The organism is Thioclava indica (assembly GCF_000714545.1).
GTDB classification, from domain to species: domain Bacteria; phylum Pseudomonadota; class Alphaproteobacteria; order Rhodobacterales; family Rhodobacteraceae; genus Thioclava; species Thioclava indica.
Genome location: NZ_AUNB01000095.1, coordinates 39,545 through 54,298, shown reverse-complemented (window position 1 = coordinate 54,298; position 14,754 = coordinate 39,545). Strand labels below are relative to the sequence as shown.

14 protein-coding genes and 2 riboswitches are annotated in these 14,754 nt (G+C 60.4%); of the genes, 7 read left to right on the top strand and 7 right to left on the bottom strand.

Annotated elements, in window-relative coordinates; all coding sequences use genetic code 11:
* Positions 1 to 13: 13 nt before the first annotated feature.
* Together DT23_RS17905 and DT23_RS17900 are read right to left on the bottom strand one after the other, a co-directional pair.
* Positions 14 to 1,675, bottom strand: a complete 1,662-nt coding sequence (locus tag DT23_RS17905) for a GMC family oxidoreductase (protein WP_038133566.1) — start codon at positions 1,673 to 1,675, stop codon at positions 14 to 16.
* Between the two features lie 85 nt (positions 1,676 to 1,760).
* The gene (locus DT23_RS17900; protein ID WP_038133565.1) at positions 1,761 to 3,077 is read right to left on the bottom strand and encodes an MFS transporter; all 1,317 of its coding nucleotides are present in this window, start codon (positions 3,075 to 3,077) and stop codon (positions 1,761 to 1,763) included.
* Between the two features lie 217 nt (positions 3,078 to 3,294).
* Here DT23_RS17900 and DT23_RS17895 point away from each other — a divergent pair, with 217 nt between their 5' ends.
* Positions 3,295 to 4,071: an IclR family transcriptional regulator gene (locus tag DT23_RS17895; RefSeq protein WP_038133564.1), complete on the top strand. Its 777-nt coding sequence runs from the start codon at positions 3,295 to 3,297 to the stop codon at positions 4,069 to 4,071.
* Between the two features lie 45 nt (positions 4,072 to 4,116).
* Here the strand turns inward: DT23_RS17895 and thiD are convergent, their stop codons facing one another.
* Entirely contained in the window at positions 4,117 to 4,908 is a 792-nt protein-coding gene (gene thiD, locus DT23_RS17890; RefSeq protein ID WP_038133561.1) for a bifunctional hydroxymethylpyrimidine kinase/phosphomethylpyrimidine kinase, read from the bottom strand.
* Positions 4,909 to 5,060: 152 nt separating this feature from the next.
* Positions 5,061 to 5,155, bottom strand: a riboswitch (TPP riboswitch).
* A gap of 126 nt (positions 5,156 to 5,281) precedes the next feature.
* A riboswitch (TPP riboswitch) is annotated at positions 5,282 to 5,403 on the top strand.
* A 128-nt stretch (positions 5,404 to 5,531) separates the two neighbouring features.
* Between thiD and thiC the strand changes: the two genes are divergently transcribed.
* The 6 genes from thiC to DT23_RS17860 are packed head-to-tail and all read left to right on the top strand — an operon-like array spanning position 5,532 to position 10,722.
* Positions 5,532 to 7,316, top strand: a complete 1,785-nt coding sequence (thiC, locus tag DT23_RS17885) for a phosphomethylpyrimidine synthase ThiC (protein ID WP_038133560.1) — start codon at positions 5,532 to 5,534, stop codon at positions 7,314 to 7,316.
* Positions 7,313 to 8,248: an FAD-dependent oxidoreductase gene (locus tag DT23_RS17880; RefSeq protein ID WP_038133557.1), complete on the top strand. Its 936-nt coding sequence runs from the start codon at positions 7,313 to 7,315 to the stop codon at positions 8,246 to 8,248. The genes thiC and DT23_RS17880 overlap by 4 nt, the downstream gene beginning before the upstream one ends.
* On the top strand, positions 8,238 to 8,435 hold the full coding sequence (gene thiS, locus DT23_RS17875) for a sulfur carrier protein ThiS (RefSeq protein WP_038133556.1): 198 nt from the start codon (positions 8,238 to 8,240) through the stop codon (positions 8,433 to 8,435). The genes DT23_RS17880 and thiS overlap by 11 nt, the downstream gene beginning before the upstream one ends.
* 3 nt (positions 8,436 to 8,438) lie before the next feature.
* On the top strand, positions 8,439 to 9,197 hold the full coding sequence (locus tag DT23_RS17870) for a thiazole synthase (protein WP_038133555.1): 759 nt from the start codon (positions 8,439 to 8,441) through the stop codon (positions 9,195 to 9,197).
* On the top strand, positions 9,197 to 9,802 hold the full coding sequence (locus DT23_RS17865) for a thiamine phosphate synthase (RefSeq protein ID WP_038133553.1): 606 nt from the start codon (positions 9,197 to 9,199) through the stop codon (positions 9,800 to 9,802). The genes DT23_RS17870 and DT23_RS17865 overlap by 1 nt, the downstream gene beginning before the upstream one ends.
* Complete coding sequence (locus DT23_RS17860) at positions 9,799 to 10,722, top strand: HesA/MoeB/ThiF family protein (protein ID WP_038133552.1); 924 nt, start codon at positions 9,799 to 9,801, stop codon at positions 10,720 to 10,722. The genes DT23_RS17865 and DT23_RS17860 overlap by 4 nt, the downstream gene beginning before the upstream one ends.
* 99 nt (positions 10,723 to 10,821) lie before the next feature.
* Here the strand turns inward: DT23_RS17860 and DT23_RS17855 are convergent, their stop codons facing one another.
* The 4 genes from DT23_RS17855 to DT23_RS17840 are packed head-to-tail and all read right to left on the bottom strand — an operon-like array spanning position 10,822 to position 14,690.
* Positions 10,822 to 11,805, bottom strand: coding sequence for an endonuclease (locus DT23_RS17855; RefSeq protein WP_051697421.1), 984 nt, complete (start codon positions 11,803 to 11,805; stop codon positions 10,822 to 10,824).
* On the bottom strand, positions 11,802 to 12,872 hold the full coding sequence (ugpC, locus tag DT23_RS17850) for a sn-glycerol-3-phosphate ABC transporter ATP-binding protein UgpC (protein WP_038133549.1): 1,071 nt from the start codon (positions 12,870 to 12,872) through the stop codon (positions 11,802 to 11,804). Before ugpC ends, DT23_RS17855 begins: the two co-directional genes overlap by 4 nt.
* Entirely contained in the window at positions 12,872 to 13,714 is an 843-nt protein-coding gene (ugpE, locus tag DT23_RS17845; protein WP_038133548.1) for a sn-glycerol-3-phosphate ABC transporter permease UgpE, read from the bottom strand. The genes ugpC and ugpE overlap by 1 nt, the downstream gene beginning before the upstream one ends.
* Positions 13,715 to 13,718: 4 nt before the next feature.
* A complete protein-coding gene (locus tag DT23_RS17840) occupies positions 13,719 to 14,690 on the bottom strand; it encodes an ABC transporter permease subunit (protein WP_081847323.1) in 972 nt (323 codons plus the stop codon).
* Positions 14,691 to 14,754 lie beyond the last annotated feature (64 nt).

The window sequence follows — 14,754 nt, the reverse complement described above, 5'->3', positions numbered from 1 at the left end:
TGTCCGTCTCCTTTCAAGCGACTTCTTCCAAAGCACCACCTGCCGATTTTGCAGATGCGCTATTCATGGCCTTGCGATCTTCAAGAACAAATTGCGCAAGGCGCGCCCCGATCATCATGGCCGGAGCGTTGGTATTTCCCGAAACGATGTCGGGCATAATCGAGCAATCCGCGACACGCAGCCCGTCGATCCCGTTGACCCGCAAACGGGAATCGACGACGGCACTTGCGTCCGGCCCCATCCGGCAGGTGCCGGTCGGGTGGTAGATCGTCGTCGAATTCTCACGCGCCCAGGCAAGGGTCTCGTCGTATCCCTGCACATCAGCCGAGGGCCGGAACTCTTGCGAGATTGCCGACTTCAGGGGGTCGGTGCGCGCAATTTTTCTTGCAATCTCGATCCCTGCAACCAGCGTGTCCCGGTCGGTTTTGGTCGCAAGATAGTTCGGCCTGATCAGAGGTGCCTGCATGGGCTCGCCCGATTGCAGGACAATCTCGCCACGGCTTTCGGGACGCAGCTGGCATACCGATTGCGTAAAGGCCGAGAACGGATGCACGCCTTCGCCGGGGCTGTCCGCAGACCACGGCTGGATGTGGAACTGGATATCGGGCGTCGCAAGTTCGGGGCGCGTGCGCATAAAACCAAACACCAGACTTGCCGCCATCGTCAGGGGACCGGACCGGAATAGCGCGTATTCCAGCCCGATACGCGCCTTGCCGACCAGGCTGCGCACTTCGTCGTTCAGCGTGGCCTCACGGCATTTATAGACCAGTCGCGCCTGCAGGTGATCTTGCAAGTTCTTGCCGACTTCGGGGCTGTGATACTGTGTCTCGATCCCGAATTGCGACAGGTGCTCGCCGTCACCGATCCCTGAGAGCATCAGAAGCTGCGGCGATCCGATCGCGCCAGCCGCCAGGATGACTTCGCGCCGCGCGTTGATCCGCCGCACGCTGCCATCTTCACAGCGGATTTCCACGCCGGTCGCGCGGCGGTTCTTGATCACAACACGCAAAACCTGCGCCTTGGTTGCGACGGCCAGATTGGCGCGGTGGCGCACGGGTTTCAGAAAGGCAACGGCTGACGAACAGCGGCGTCCATGGTTAACGCTTAGTTGGAAATGCCCGACGCCTTCTTGCTTGGTGCCGTTGTAATCGGGGTTGTATTCATAGCCATTGGCCTGCGCGGCCTTGATCCAGTCTTCACAAATCTCGCGACGCAGGGCCGGATCGGACACTTGCAACGGCCCGCTGTGCCCGCGAGAGTCCCCGCCCCCCCGCTGGAAGGTTTCGAGCTCTTCAAAGATCGGGCCAACATCGCTCCAGGACCAGCCGGGGTTTCCTTTTTGCGCCCAGCCATCGTAATCCTCGTGCTGGCCGCGCACATATAATAGCCCGTTCAGCGATGAGGATCCGCCCAAGACCTTGCCGCGCGGCCAGTCAAGAGAACGCCCGCCAATCCCCGCATCCGGCTCGGTCCGGTAACACCAGTCGAATTTCGGATTATGCATCGTGCGGAAATAACCGACGGGAATATGGATCCACGGACTTGAGTCGCGTGAGCCTGCCTCGATCAAGGTGACGGAAACCGTCGGATCCGCGCTAAGCCTATTGGCAATGACGCAGCCCGAGGATCCGGCACCAACGACTACATAATCAGATGTTTCGGGCGCGAGAGACATGAGAATTCCTCTTTCAAAAGATCAGTAGGTGGAGAGGATGCCCTCCGCTTCAAAGCGGATGCGGAAGACATCAGGTTTAGGGGGCTTAGTGAGTGCGCCTTCTGGCGCGGCGGCCGATCAAGATCGCACAGAGCATCGAAACCAGTCCGGCGAAGATGACATAGGCACATAGCCAGAACGGGTCGTCATTGTTGCTTGCCATTAACCAGGTTGCGACCATCGGCGTGATGCCCGAGGCAAAGATGCCCGAAAACTGATAAACAAAGGACACACCGGTATAGCGCACGCTTGGATCGAAGAGATCGGCGAACAGCGCGGCTTCGGGGCCGTAGCAAACCGGATAGATCACCCCGAAAGGCAGGACGATGCCAAGAATAACCAAAACCGGGTTGCCTGTGGACATCAGGGAAAACGCCGGGAAGACGCTCAGGACCAAAAGCAGCGATCCGACCGCATAGGTTTTGGGGCGACCGAAGACGTCCGACAAACGCCCGAAAATCGGGATACAAAAGATCATCACCACGGCCGCACCGCAGACCGTCCAAAGAGCGAATTCGCGCTCCATGCCGACATATTTCGTCAGATACAGGATCGAAAACACAGCGAAGACATTAAAGAACACGCCGTCGATGTAACGTGCCCCCATGCCAAGCAGGACATTGCCGGGATAGCGTTTCGCCATTTCAACGATAGGCAGTTTCAGGTCGCGGTTGCGGCTTTCGGCCTTCGCTTTCTCGAATTCCGGGCTTTCATGGACCGTGCTGCGAACCCAGACGCCAAGCGCCACCAGAACAAACGAGACCACGAAAGCCAGACGCCAGCCCCAGATCATGAATGCATCGTCGGGCAGCATCGTCATCAGGGCCATCACACCCGATGCCAGAAACAGTCCAAGGGACAAGCCGATCTGCGGGATCGAGGCAAAGAACCCACGCTTGTGGTGGGGTGCAAATTCATAGGCCATAAGGACAGCCCCGCCCCATTCGCCACCAATCCCGATACCTTGCAAAACTCGCAACACCAGCAACAGAATGGGAGCCAGAATTCCGATGCTGTTATAGGTCGGCAACAGCCCGATAGCGACAGTCGCGCCACCCATCAGCATAATGGTGATCACCAGCATGGTCTTGCGACCGATGCGATCTCCGAAATGTCCAAAAATCAGCCCGCCGACCGGACGCGCCACAAAACCAACCGCAAAAGTCGCGTAGGCCAGCAGGATGGAAACCGTCTCGTTTCCAGCGGGAAAATAGAGCTTGTTGAATACCAGCCCTGCGACGACGCCATAAAGAAAAAAGTCATACCATTCGATTGTCGAGCCGACGACGCTTGCGAACACAATCTTCTTCAAATCGTTTCCGCGATGCGTCGCGTCACTAAAATCCAGAGTTACATCTGACATAACGCCCTCCCCTGCGTTGCTGTGATGAATAGAAAAACGAACGACGTCTCCTCAGCGCCGTGCCTTGAGGTTGCGCGGCTTATTGTCGCGAGTCAATCATTTTTTGATACTTAAAGTCTCAAAAATGAATTTCGCAAATTTATCAATCGCCTGCAAAAGGGTTGGAGTGCCGTTTCTTCTCGTTTAGTGAGATGTAAAACCGACGAGATGAGTTCTGATGCAAGACCGCTCCCCCGCACCGGGCACCGCCCCCAGCCTGAGAAACCTTCTTATTCTCGAAGTGATCTCGTGCGCGGAGCGCCCGCTGACGGCAACCGAGATCAATGATGCACTCAAGTTGCCCAAGCCGACCATTCACAGGCTTGTGAATTCACTGGAAGAAGATGGGTATCTGACCCGACATTTCGATGGCCGTAGCTATCTGCCCGGCCCCAGATTGCGGGAAATGATGCTGGGTGTGATGCGTGCCAGCTATCATCTTGCGCCACAGCGCGCAGTGTTGCGCGGGCTCAACGCGTCGATCGGTGAAACGTGCAACCTCTCGATCCCCGATGGCGATGAAATGGTCTATGCCGACCGGATCGAGACGCACTGGCCTTTGCGCGTCGACCTGCAAATCGGCTCGCGCGTGCCGATGCATGCAACCTCTGCGGGCAAAGCGGCACTGGCGTTTGTTCCCGAGACAGTTTTGGAAAAATACCTGCGAAAGGCCGAATTGCGATCTTACACCCCGTTCACGATTTGCGACCGTGACGCGTTGCGCGAAGAGATCGAGAAAATCCGCACACTTGGCTATTCAACCGAATCCGAGGAATTTGTGTCTGGCATGATTGCAATCGGGGTGCCGATAAAGGACCGGACCGGCAAGCTCTGCGCGACGCTGTCGTTCCATGCTCCCAGACAGCGATTGGATCTGGAAGAAGGGTTGAAACACCTCCCGGCTCTCCAGAAAGCGGCGGGTAATCTGGGCGAACTGATCGACGCCCTCTCGTAATATCTTTCGTGGCGGTCACCCCTCTGGCCAATCGCCAACCCGCGGCTACTGAAAGCCATGGAAATGGTTTACCGGCCCATGGCCCGTCCCGACGCACAGATGGTCGGCTGTAGCGATCGCGGCTTTGACATAGGCTTTGGCCGCGCGCGCAGCCTCGGTCAAAGGAACGCCAGACCCAAGCCGGGTCGCGAGCGCCGAAGAAAGAGTGCACCCCGTGCCATGCGTGTTACGCGTCGCAAACCGTGGTGCATCAAACCAGGTTTCGCTGTCATGTGTCAGCAGGAGATCGGGGCTTTGGCCACCGGGCAAGTGACCTCCCTTGAGCAAGACCGCACGCGGCCCAAGCTGTAACAAGGCGCCCGCCTGCGCGCGCATCTCGCGGGGGGTCGTCGCCTCGGGGCCGTCAAGAAGTTCAGCGGCTTCGGGCAGGTTGGGGGTGATAAGACTGGCACGCGGCAAGAGGTCACGGAGCGCCCGCAACGCCGCCACCTGCAAAAGACGGTTCCCGCCTTTGGCCACCATCACGGGATCAAGCACCACGGGGCAGTCAAGCCCCGCGATCCCCCGTTCGACGCATCCGATGATCTCGGCAGAGCCCAGCATACCGATCTTGATCGCATTGATCCTGATATCCGCGCGGATTGCCGCGATTTGGGCCGTGACCAGATCGGTGTCACAATGGCTGACTGTCATCACGCCATGCGTATTCTGTGCGGTTAGCGCTGTGACAACGCTCATGGCATACCCGCCATTGGCGCTGATCGACTTGATATCCGCCTGAAGACCCGCCCCTCCGGAACAGTCCGAACCAGCAATTGTCAAGATATTGGGAATCATACAGTTTTCCCGACCCTCACGCATTCGAACCGGTCCACGCCGCTACGACGAAGATCCCGCATTTGTTCAGGAAAGGTGTCGGGGGCTGCCATCAGGATCTCCATCCGCCAAAGGCGAAAAAGAGGATCGCGAAAGCGGGCAAAGCGCGGCCCAGACTATCTCGCGCGCCTCCCTCCGCCGGCATTATCCGGTTCAGGTTCTAAGGGTTCATCTCAGCCCGGCTTCCCGAGCGCCCCTGTCGCTAACCACTGCAACGTCGCATCCGGCACAGCGTTCGTCAAGCATCCCCCGGCCGGTTGTGCGTGTGACATCGGACGCCCCCTGCCGTGCGAAATTTTTTAATTGACAGACCCGAAATCAGTTCCTAATCCTGCCCCTACGTCAGGGGAGTCCCGCCATGGGGACTGAGAGGCTGACAGGGGACTCTCCCCGGTGAAGCGACCCTTTGAACCTGACCCAGTTGATGCTGGCGTAGGAAGACCGAAGGGTTGATTCCGCTTTTCTCTTGGTATGAGGGCGGTCCTTTCGGGCCGCTGATGGCCCTTTTGCGTTTACGCGCATCCGGGGCATCCGGCCCCTTTCTGCCGAGTTTCAGACGGGTCTCATCGCAAGAGGAGACCGAGATGAAAGACACAATCCCGACGATCACCACCGGCGCGCTGCCCGCCGCAAGCAAGATCTATGTCACAGGTGAAAGCCATGACATTCGCGTCCCGATGCGCGAGATCGCGATCTCGAACGAAGCGCCACTGACGATCTATGACAGCTCGGGGCCCTATAGCGACCCGGCAACCCGGATCGACATCTCCAAGGGGCTTCCGGAAAGCCGTGGCGGCTGGCTCGCCGCACGCGGTGACGTCGAAGAATACAAAGGCCGTTGCGTCACCGATGCCGATAACGGGTTTGCCAAAGGGGAGCGGTTGGTTGCCCCGTTTCCTGCCCCCCATGTGGCCTTGCGTGCAACGGGTGAGCGGTCCGTGACACAGCTGGCCTATGCGCGCGCAGGGATCATTACGCCGGAAATGGAATTTGTCGCGATCCGCGAAAACGAGGGGCGCCTTGCAGCGCCAGTGCGAGACGGCGAGCCGATGGGGGCCGAACTGCCGGATCTGGTAACGCCGGAATTCGTGCGCCGCGAGATTGCCGAGGGACGTGCCATCATCCCGGCAAATATCAACCACCGCGAGTTGGAGCCAATGATTATCGGGCGCAATTTCAAGGTGAAGATCAACGCCAATATCGGCAATTCCGCTGTGACCTCCAGCATGGAGCAGGAAGTCGAAAAGATGGTGTGGGCGATCCGCTGGGGGGCGGATACGGTCATGGACCTCTCGACCGGGCGCAACATCCACAACATCCGCGACTGGATCATCCGCAACGCGCCCGTGCCGATCGGGACAGTGCCGCTGTATCAGGCCCTCGAAAAGGTAGGTGGCATTGCCGAGGATCTGACGTGGGAGGTTTTCCGCGACACGCTGGTCGAACAGGCCGAGCAAGGCGTCGATTATTTCACCATTCACGCAGGCATACGCCTTCACATGGTTCCGATGACGGCAAAGCGGGTGACTGGCATCGTGTCGCGCGGCGGCTCGATTATGGCAAAATGGTGCCTGCACCACCACCGTGAGAGCTTTCTTTACGAGCATTTCGAAGACATCTGCGACATCTGCCGTCGCTACGATGTCAGCTTCAGTTTGGGGGACGGGTTACGTCCCGGTTCGATCGCGGATGCCAATGACGAGGCGCAATTTGCCGAACTGCGCACGTTGGGCGAACTTACCAAGATCGCCTGGGCCAAAGAGTGTCAGGTTATGATCGAAGGCCCCGGCCATGTGCCGATGCACAAGATCAAGGCCAATATGCAAGAGCAACTCAAGCATTGCCACGAGGCACCTTTTTACACGCTCGGCCCGCTGACCACCGATATCGCGCCGGGCTATGACCACATCACCTCGGCCATCGGGGCGGCGATGATCGGCTGGTTCGGCACGGCGATGCTTTGCTACGTCACACCCAAGGAACATCTCGGGCTGCCCGACCGTGACGATGTGAAAACCGGCGTGATCACCTACAAGCTTGCCGCGCATGCCGCTGATCTGGCCAAAGGGCATCCCGGCGCACAGCGGCGCGACGATGCGCTGTCACGCGCGCGGTTCGAATTTCGCTGGCAGGACCAGTTCAACCTTGGCCTTGATCCCGATACAGCGCGCGAAATGCATGACGAAACCATGCCTGCCGAGGCGCATAAGGTCGCGCATTTCTGCTCTATGTGCGGGCCGAAGTTCTGCTCGATGCGGATCAGCCACGACATCCGGGCCGAAGCGGAAAAGCGCGAAGGCATGGAGCGTATGGCCGAAAAATTCCGCGAAGGCGGCGCGTTATACGTTCCAACCGAGCCTGCGTCATGATCTCGGTTCTGGGGGCCGGGGTGGCGGGGCTTTGCGCCGCCACCGAACTGGCCGAGCGCGGGCACAAACTCGAAGTGATCCTCCCTAAGGATGCACCCGAACCCGCCTCGCGTTTTGCGGGCGGGATGCTTGCGCCCTTTTGTGAGGGGGAGGCCGCGCCGGAAGAGGTCGTGATCGCCGGGCAAGCCTCGATCGGATGGTGGCAACGTCATGCCAGCAGCTTTGCACAGCGCGGCACGCTGGTGCTGGCGGCTCCGCGTGACCGCGCCGAGCTTGACCGGTTCGCCCGGGCCACGCGCGCCCATGACTGGGTGGATCCGGTGACGTTGGAACCTGAATTGACGGGGCGATTTGCACGCGGGCTGTTCTATCCCGGCGAGGCGCATATGGATCCGGTTCAGGCCATGGACGAGCTGCGCACAGGTCTACTCGAACGGGGGGTGGCGTTACATTCCGGCGCGCCCTCGGGGCGGATCGTTGATTGCAGGGGGCTTGCAGCCCGTGACAGGCGCCCTGCCCTGCGCGCGGTGCGCGGCGAAATGCTGGAGGTGCTGGCCCCCGATATCGCGCTTAGCCGTCCGGTCCGCCTGCTGCATCCGCGCTTTCCCTGCTACATCGTGCCCCGTGCCGACGGGCGATACATGATCGGCGCAACGATGGTTGAAAGTGACCGGACAGGCCCTGTGACAGTGCGCGCCGCGATGGAGCTGTTATCTGCGGCATGGACATTACATCCGGGCTTTGCCGAAGCGCAGATCGTGATGACAGGCGCCGGCCTGCGCCCCGCCTATCCCGACAATCTGCCCACCGTCGCCTTGCAGGACGACCGGATCCACCTGAACGGCCTCTATCGCCACGGCTTCCTGATGGCCCCGGTGCTGGCCGTGCAACTTGCCGCCCAATTCGAAAGGGACCCCACTCATGCGCATTGAACTGAATGGCGCGACCGTAAACACCGGCGCGCAAACTCTTGCCGCCCTGATCGCCGAGCGAGAGATCGAAGCAGACTGCGTCGCCACCGCCCTGAATGGACAATTCGTGCCGCGCGGCGCGCGCGAAAACGCCGCGCTGTGTCCCGGCGCAAAAGTCGAAATTCTGTCGCCGATGCAAGGGGGGTAAAAGATGTTTTACGGAGTGGAACTGAAGACGCGTCTCATGCTTGGCACCGCGCAATATCCCTCGCCCGCCCTGTTGCGCGAGGCGATTGCCGCCTCGGGGGCCGAGGTGATCACCCTCTCGCTGCGCCGCGAGGGCACAGGCGGTGCAGCGTTTCGCGAGATTATAAAAAGGAGCGGCTGTCGTATTCTGCCCAACACCGCAGGCTGCCATACGGCACGCGAAGCCGTGACCACAGCCCGAATGGCCCGCGAGCTATTTGGCACCGACTGGATCAAGCTCGAGGTGATCGGCCATGCCGACACGTTGCAGCCCGATCCGTTTGCGCTGATCGAGGCCGCGCGCATTCTGTGTGCCGAGGGGTTTTCGGTCTTTCCCTACACGACCGAAAATCTGATCGTCGGGGAAAAACTGATCGAGGCGGGCTGTCAGGTTCTGATGCCTTGGGGCGCTCCGATCGGCTCGGGGCAAGGGTTGCGCAATCTCGAGGGGCTGCGCGCGATGCGGGCGCATTTCCCGGACGTGCCACTGGTCATCGACGCCGGGATCGGAGCGCCCAGCCAGGCCACGCAGGCGATGGAGCTTGGGTTCGACGCCGTTCTGCTTAACACCGCCGTGGCCAAAGCCACCGATCCGGTCGGGATGGCGCGCGCCTTCGCGCAGGCGGTCGAGGCGGGACGTCTCGCGCGATCCTCGGGTCTGATGCCGCAACGCGACATGGCCCAAGCCTCAACCCCGATTTTCGGCATGGCGGAGTTGGCCTGATGCAGCTTGATCCTTTTTATCTGATCGTCGGGCATGTCTCGCAGCTTGAACTGTTGGTTCCCCATGGGGTGCGTCTGGTACAGCTGCGTCTCAAGGATCTGCCCGAACCCGAATGCCGCCGCCAGATTGCGCGTGCGCGCGACATCTGCGCCGTCCATCGCACCCGCTTGGTAATCAACGATCACTGGCGGTTGGCGCTGGACCTGAACTGCGGCTTCGTCCATCTGGGACAGGAAGACATGGACACCACCGATTTCAGCGCCCTGCGCCGGGCGGGACTGCGCTACGGGCTATCCACCCATGACGCGGCAGAACGTGAACGCGCCCTCTCTCTCGACCCCGCCTATGTCGCTTTGGGACCGGTCTGGCCGACCCTTTTGAAGAAGATGAAATGGGGGCCGCAGGGGCTGGAAAGGGTGCGTGCCTGGAAAAAGGCGGTGGGCGATGTGCCTTTGGTCGGGATCGGAGGAATCACGCCCGCACGTCTGCCCGATCTGTTCGCAGCGGGCGCCGATAGTGCCGCTGTCGTCACCGATATCCAGCAGGCGCTCTTGCCCGAGAAACGCTGTAACGAGTGGATAACAGCAACGGAGTCGTGGCGATGAGCCGGTATGCACGCCAGATTTGTCTGCCCGAGATTGGCGCGACAGGGCAGGACCGGCTTGCCGCCGCGAAGGTTCTGGTGGCCGGAGCCGGTGGCCTTGGCGCGACAGTGCTGCCTCTGCTGGCCGGCGCCGGTATCGGGTGCATTACCCTTTATGATGGCGATCATGTAGAAGAGCATAACCTGCATCGCCAAACCCTGTTTCGAATGGACGATCTGGGCCAGCCCAAAGCCCCGGCCGCAACAAGACATCTGCGCGCGCTCAATGGCGAATGTCAGATCCGTCCGGTTGTGGCGCGACTTGATCCGGCCAATGCACGGGCCGAGATTGCCGGGGCCGATCTGGTGATTGATGCGGCGGATAATTTCGCAACCAGTTACGCGCTTTCAGACCTTTGCCGCGCTATGGGCAAGCCGTTTCTGAGCGCGTCTGTTTTAGGGCGTCAAGGCCATGCAGGGGGCTTTTGCGGTTCCTCGCCAAGCTTGCGCGCCGTTTTCCCCGATCCGCCATCACATGCCGCGACCTGCGCGACAGCGGGGGTAATGGGACCGGCGGTCGCTACCTTAGGTGCGATTCAGGCGCAAATGGCGCTTTCCGTACTGCTAAACCTCCAGCCCTCCCCTTTGGGCCAAATCGTGACGCTCGATTTCACGACATGGAGGTTTTCGCAGTTTCGCTTTGAGGACGCGCCCGAACCTGAAAACCCTTTCCCCGAAATCGTGGCGCAATGCGCGATCGGGCCTCACGATCGGGTGATTGATCTGCGCACCGCACATACCCTGCCCGTTGTCGACATCCGGCATCCCCCCGATCAGCGCATCGTCTTTCTTTGCTCAAGCGGTTTGCGGGCCTGGCGTGCGGCGCGCCAGCTTGCCAATGACGGGTATCAGCATGTCGCCATATGCGCAGACGGAATGTGAGGCGACATCGAAAATTCACGCCGCAGGACCAGTCCGGAGCGGGATAAACCGCGCGCGGATACGGCTTTGACACGGGCTCGGCCTGACATGGCCCAGACGCTATTGCGGCGCGGCTGACAGTCCCAGAATCTCGACCTCGATCCGTTCGTGATCCGAAAGCGGCGCGCCGGTGTCATCCACCGCGGGAGCGATACGGGTCTCGCCCATATCCAGTCCGCGCGACAGGAACCAGTCCAGCTTCATCGCGCGCTCGGGGAAGCGGGTGAGACGCGAGGCGCGCGTGGTCGGCATGTCTTCGGGACCGCCGTGGACGGTGAAACCTGCCGCACGCGCCTGCGCAAACAATCCCTCGGCGCGCCAATCGCCACCCGCGTGATTGCCCGTGTTCAGATCGCCCCCGATCAGCACCGGCAGACCGGGAAAGCTGGCGTCGATCTCCGCAATCAATCCGGCCATCTGGCGGGCGCGATGGTCGGCTTGGCAGGCACTTTCCAGATGGGTCGAAATCGCCAGTACCGGCCCTGAACGGGTTGCGACCTGCGCGCCAATCGCGAGGCGCTCGCCCAGACGGGGCTGCTCGGGATCGGTGAACCATTGGCGATGGCCGGGCAACCGCAGCGCGAAGACCTGTTCCAGCGGCCCGCCTGCCAGAACGGCATTGCCATGAAACCCGCGCGCATTGGCGTCATCAAGGCAAAAGGCGCGCTCGATCGCAGAGCCAAGCCCCAGTTCGAGAAATTCGATCCCATAGGCATAAGCCATGCCCAGATCACGCGCGATCTCGGCCGTGCCATGGGCCTGTCCGGTGCGCGCCATGCCGCAATCCATCTCGGACAGCAGCACAAGATCTCGCCCGCGCAACGCCTTGGCCGAGGCCTGCGGATCCAGACACCGCTCAAGGTTCCAGGCCGCGACCCGTATCGGGAAATCAAGCGGAACTGTCGGTGCCGTGCCGCCCAGTTCGATCTGATGCAGCGCGTCAATCCCGGCGCAAAGCCGGTCATGCGTTTGCGCATCGCGCGCCACACCGTCCAGATCGGGCCATTGCACGCGCGGTAAGGATTTTGTCGTGGTCCTGATCATGCGACGGGCTCCGGAATCCGGGTCGCGGGTGCGACAAGCCGCGCGCCCCGCGTGGTATCAAACAGATGCAGCGCCTGCGGGCGCGCGCGCAGTGTCATATGCTCGGACAAGGGCGCTTCGGGCGGCTGTATGAGTGCCAGACGTTGCCCGCCCGCAAAGCAATGCACGATGCGATTTGCACCAAGCTCTTCGACATAATCAAGGGTGACGGGCAGCCCCTGCGTGCCGATGCTTAGGTCTTCGGCACGAATGCCAAGGGTGATCGGCCCGTCAGGCAATGCGACCAGCCCCATATCATGCCCCTCAAGCTTTACACGTCCGCCCTCGATATAGGCATCGAGCAGGTTCATCGCGGGCGCGCCGATGAAAGCCGCAACAAAGGTCGAGGCTGGCGCATGATACACCTCGAGCGGCGAGCCCACCTGCTCGATCTGCCCGCCATTAAGCACAACAAGACGGTCGGCCAGTGTCATCGCTTCAAGCTGGTCATGGGTCACATAAAGCGAGGTCGTCCCCAGACGGCGCTGCAATTTGCGGATCTCGCCACGCATCGACACGCGCAGCTTGGCATCAAGGTTGGACAGCGGTTCATCAAACAAAAACGCCGCAGGCTGGCGCACGATGGCGCGCCCCATCGCGACGCGCTGGCGCTGCCCGCCCGAGAGTGCGCGCGGCTTGCGATCCAGATAGGGGCCTAGCTCCAGCATCCGAGCGGCTTGCGCGACGCGGGCCTCGATCTCGGACTTGGGCGTTTTACGATTTTTCAGCCCGTAGGCCATGTTCTCGCGCACGCTCATATGCGGATACAGCGCGTAGTTCTGAAACACCATCGCGATGTCGCGTTCGGCGGGCTCAAGCCGGTTGACGACCCGCGGGCCAATCGCGATCTCGCCTTGCGATATCTCTTCGAGCCCGGCCACCATACGCAGCAATGTGGACTTGCCACAGCCCGACGGGCCAACGAGCACCACGAACTCGCGATCGATCACGTCAAGGTTCACATCGCTGACCGCCTGGACGCCGCCCGCATAGGTCTTGCCCACGCCTTTTAGGGTAATCTGTGCCATTATTTGTCGCTTTCCGTCAGGCCCTTGATGAACATGCGCTGGAAGATGACCACCACCAGCACCGGCGGAATCATCGCCAACACCGCAAGGGCAAAGGCTTCGTTGTAATCGGGGATCTGACTGCCGACCCAGACTTGCAGGATCGCCTTGATCCCGCGCATCAGGGTGAAAAAGCTTTCATCCGTCGTCATCAGGATCGGCCAGAGATACTGGTTCCAGCCATAGACGAACATGATGATGAAAATCGCGGCGATCATCGTGCGCGAAAGCGGCACCAGAATGTCGATGAAGAATTTGAACGGCCCTGCCGCGTCGATCCGTGCGGCCTCTAGCAGCTCATCGGGCACGGATTTGAAGAACTGGCGGAAGTAGAACGTGCCGGTGGCCGAGGCCAGAAGCGGCACGATCAGGCCGGTATAGGTGTTGAGAAGGTGCAGTTTGCTCATCACCTGATAGGACGGCATGATGCGCACTTCGAGCGGCAGCAGAAGTGTCGTGAAGATGATCCAGAAGAACAGCGTCGCCAGCCTGAAACGGAAATAGACCAGCGCATAAGCCGCCATCATCGACAGCACGATCTTGCCCACGGCAAAGCCCACGCCCATGATCATCGAGTTCATCAACATCCGCGCGCCGGTCACATTGCCGGTAAAGCCGCCCTTTGCGGTGAGCACCTTGTGATAGGTCTCATACCCGTCCGATCCGGGCAGCAGAAACAAGCCGCCCGTGTGGATAGCAATTGCGGAATGGGTCGAGGACATGACCGCAAGCACCACCGGCGCGATCAAGAAAAGCGCGCCGAGTATAAGGATCAGGTGGTCGAGAGGATTTATCTTTTGCATGGCTTCACCCGTAATGAACGCGGCGTTCGAGATAGCGGAACTGCACCACTGTCAGCACCGTCACGAGCACCATCAAAATTACCGACTGCGCAGATGAGCTGCCTATGTCATTGCCTTTGAACCCGTCCAGATAGACCTTGTAGACCAGCGTGATCGGGTTGTTGGCGGGCTTGTCCTTCACGATCACATCAATGATGCCGAAGGTGTCAAACAGCGCGTAGGTGACGTTGATAATCAGCAGGAAAAACGCGGTCGGCGCCAGCAACGGCAAGGTCACATCGACAAAACGCCGCCAGCCCGAGCGGGCGTCGATCAGGGCGGCCTCGCGCACGCTGACAGGGACCGATTGCAGCCCTGACAGGAAGAAGATGAAATTGTAGGGGATCTGTTTCCAGACCGCGATTGTGATCAGCGCAAAGACCGTATCACGGTAGTTCACGCCAACCTTGAGATCATAGCCAAACAGTGCGGCAAGTTCGGTGAACGGCCCGATATGCATATCAAACAGCATCATGCCAATCAGCGCAGCCACCGGCGGCGCGATTGCATAGACCGAGATAAGCACGGTTTTATAAGCACTCGCACCGCGGATCACCTTGTCGGCCTTGACAGCAAGCAGCAGGCCGAAACCAAGTGACAGCGCCGTCACCACAATGCCAAAAAACAGCGTAAATCCCGCAGTAGATCGGTATTCATTATTGCTTAGCACTTCGGTGTAATTCTCAAGCCCCACAAAGGTCGAACCAAAGCCGAAGGGGTCTTCGATATAGAAGGACGAGGTCACCGCCTGCACTGAGGGCCAGTAGAAAAAGATCACGACCACCGCCAGTTGGGGCAGCAAGAACACCCAAGGCGTCAGAGGGCGGTCAAATTGCACGCGCTTGGCCGGTTGCGCATCGCCTCCGCGCCACCAGCGCGCAAGACGGGAAGCAAAAGATAGCGGGCTCTCGGTAATCGGGAGCGGGGTGTGAGTCACGGCTGAAACCTGTCTTGCTTGGCGCAGCACGCGCCGGGAAAGAGGGCCGGCCCCGGATGCGATG

Bases quoted from the DNA above. Each gene is read 5' to 3' on its own strand.
- DT23_RS17895 (WP_038133564.1), top strand. From the start codon at position 3,295: ATGCAAGACCGCTCCCCCGCACCGGGCACCGCCCCCAGCCTGAGAAAC.
- thiD (WP_038133561.1), bottom strand. From the start codon at position 4,908: ATGATTCCCAATATCTTGACAATTGCTGGTTCGGACTGTTCCGGAGGG.
- thiS (WP_038133556.1), top strand. From the start codon at position 8,238: ATGCGCATTGAACTGAATGGCGCGACCGTAAACACCGGCGCGCAAACT.
- DT23_RS17865 (WP_038133553.1), top strand. From the start codon at position 9,197: ATGCAGCTTGATCCTTTTTATCTGATCGTCGGGCATGTCTCGCAGCTT.
- thiC (WP_038133560.1), top strand. From the start codon at position 5,532: ATGAAAGACACAATCCCGACGATCACCACCGGCGCGCTGCCCGCCGCA.
- DT23_RS17880 (WP_038133557.1), top strand. From the start codon at position 7,313: ATGATCTCGGTTCTGGGGGCCGGGGTGGCGGGGCTTTGCGCCGCCACC.
- ugpE (WP_038133548.1), bottom strand. From the start codon at position 13,714: ATGCAAAAGATAAATCCTCTCGACCACCTGATCCTTATACTCGGCGCG.
- DT23_RS17855 (WP_051697421.1), bottom strand. From the start codon at position 11,805: ATGATCAGGACCACGACAAAATCCTTACCGCGCGTGCAATGGCCCGAT.
- DT23_RS17860 (WP_038133552.1), top strand. From the start codon at position 9,799: ATGAGCCGGTATGCACGCCAGATTTGTCTGCCCGAGATTGGCGCGACA.
- DT23_RS17870 (WP_038133555.1), top strand. From the start codon at position 8,439: ATGTTTTACGGAGTGGAACTGAAGACGCGTCTCATGCTTGGCACCGCG.
- DT23_RS17900 (WP_038133565.1), bottom strand. From the start codon at position 3,077: ATGTCAGATGTAACTCTGGATTTTAGTGACGCGACGCATCGCGGAAAC.
- DT23_RS17905 (WP_038133566.1), bottom strand. From the start codon at position 1,675: ATGTCTCTCGCGCCCGAAACATCTGATTATGTAGTCGTTGGTGCCGGA.
- ugpC (WP_038133549.1), bottom strand. From the start codon at position 12,872: ATGGCACAGATTACCCTAAAAGGCGTGGGCAAGACCTATGCGGGCGGC.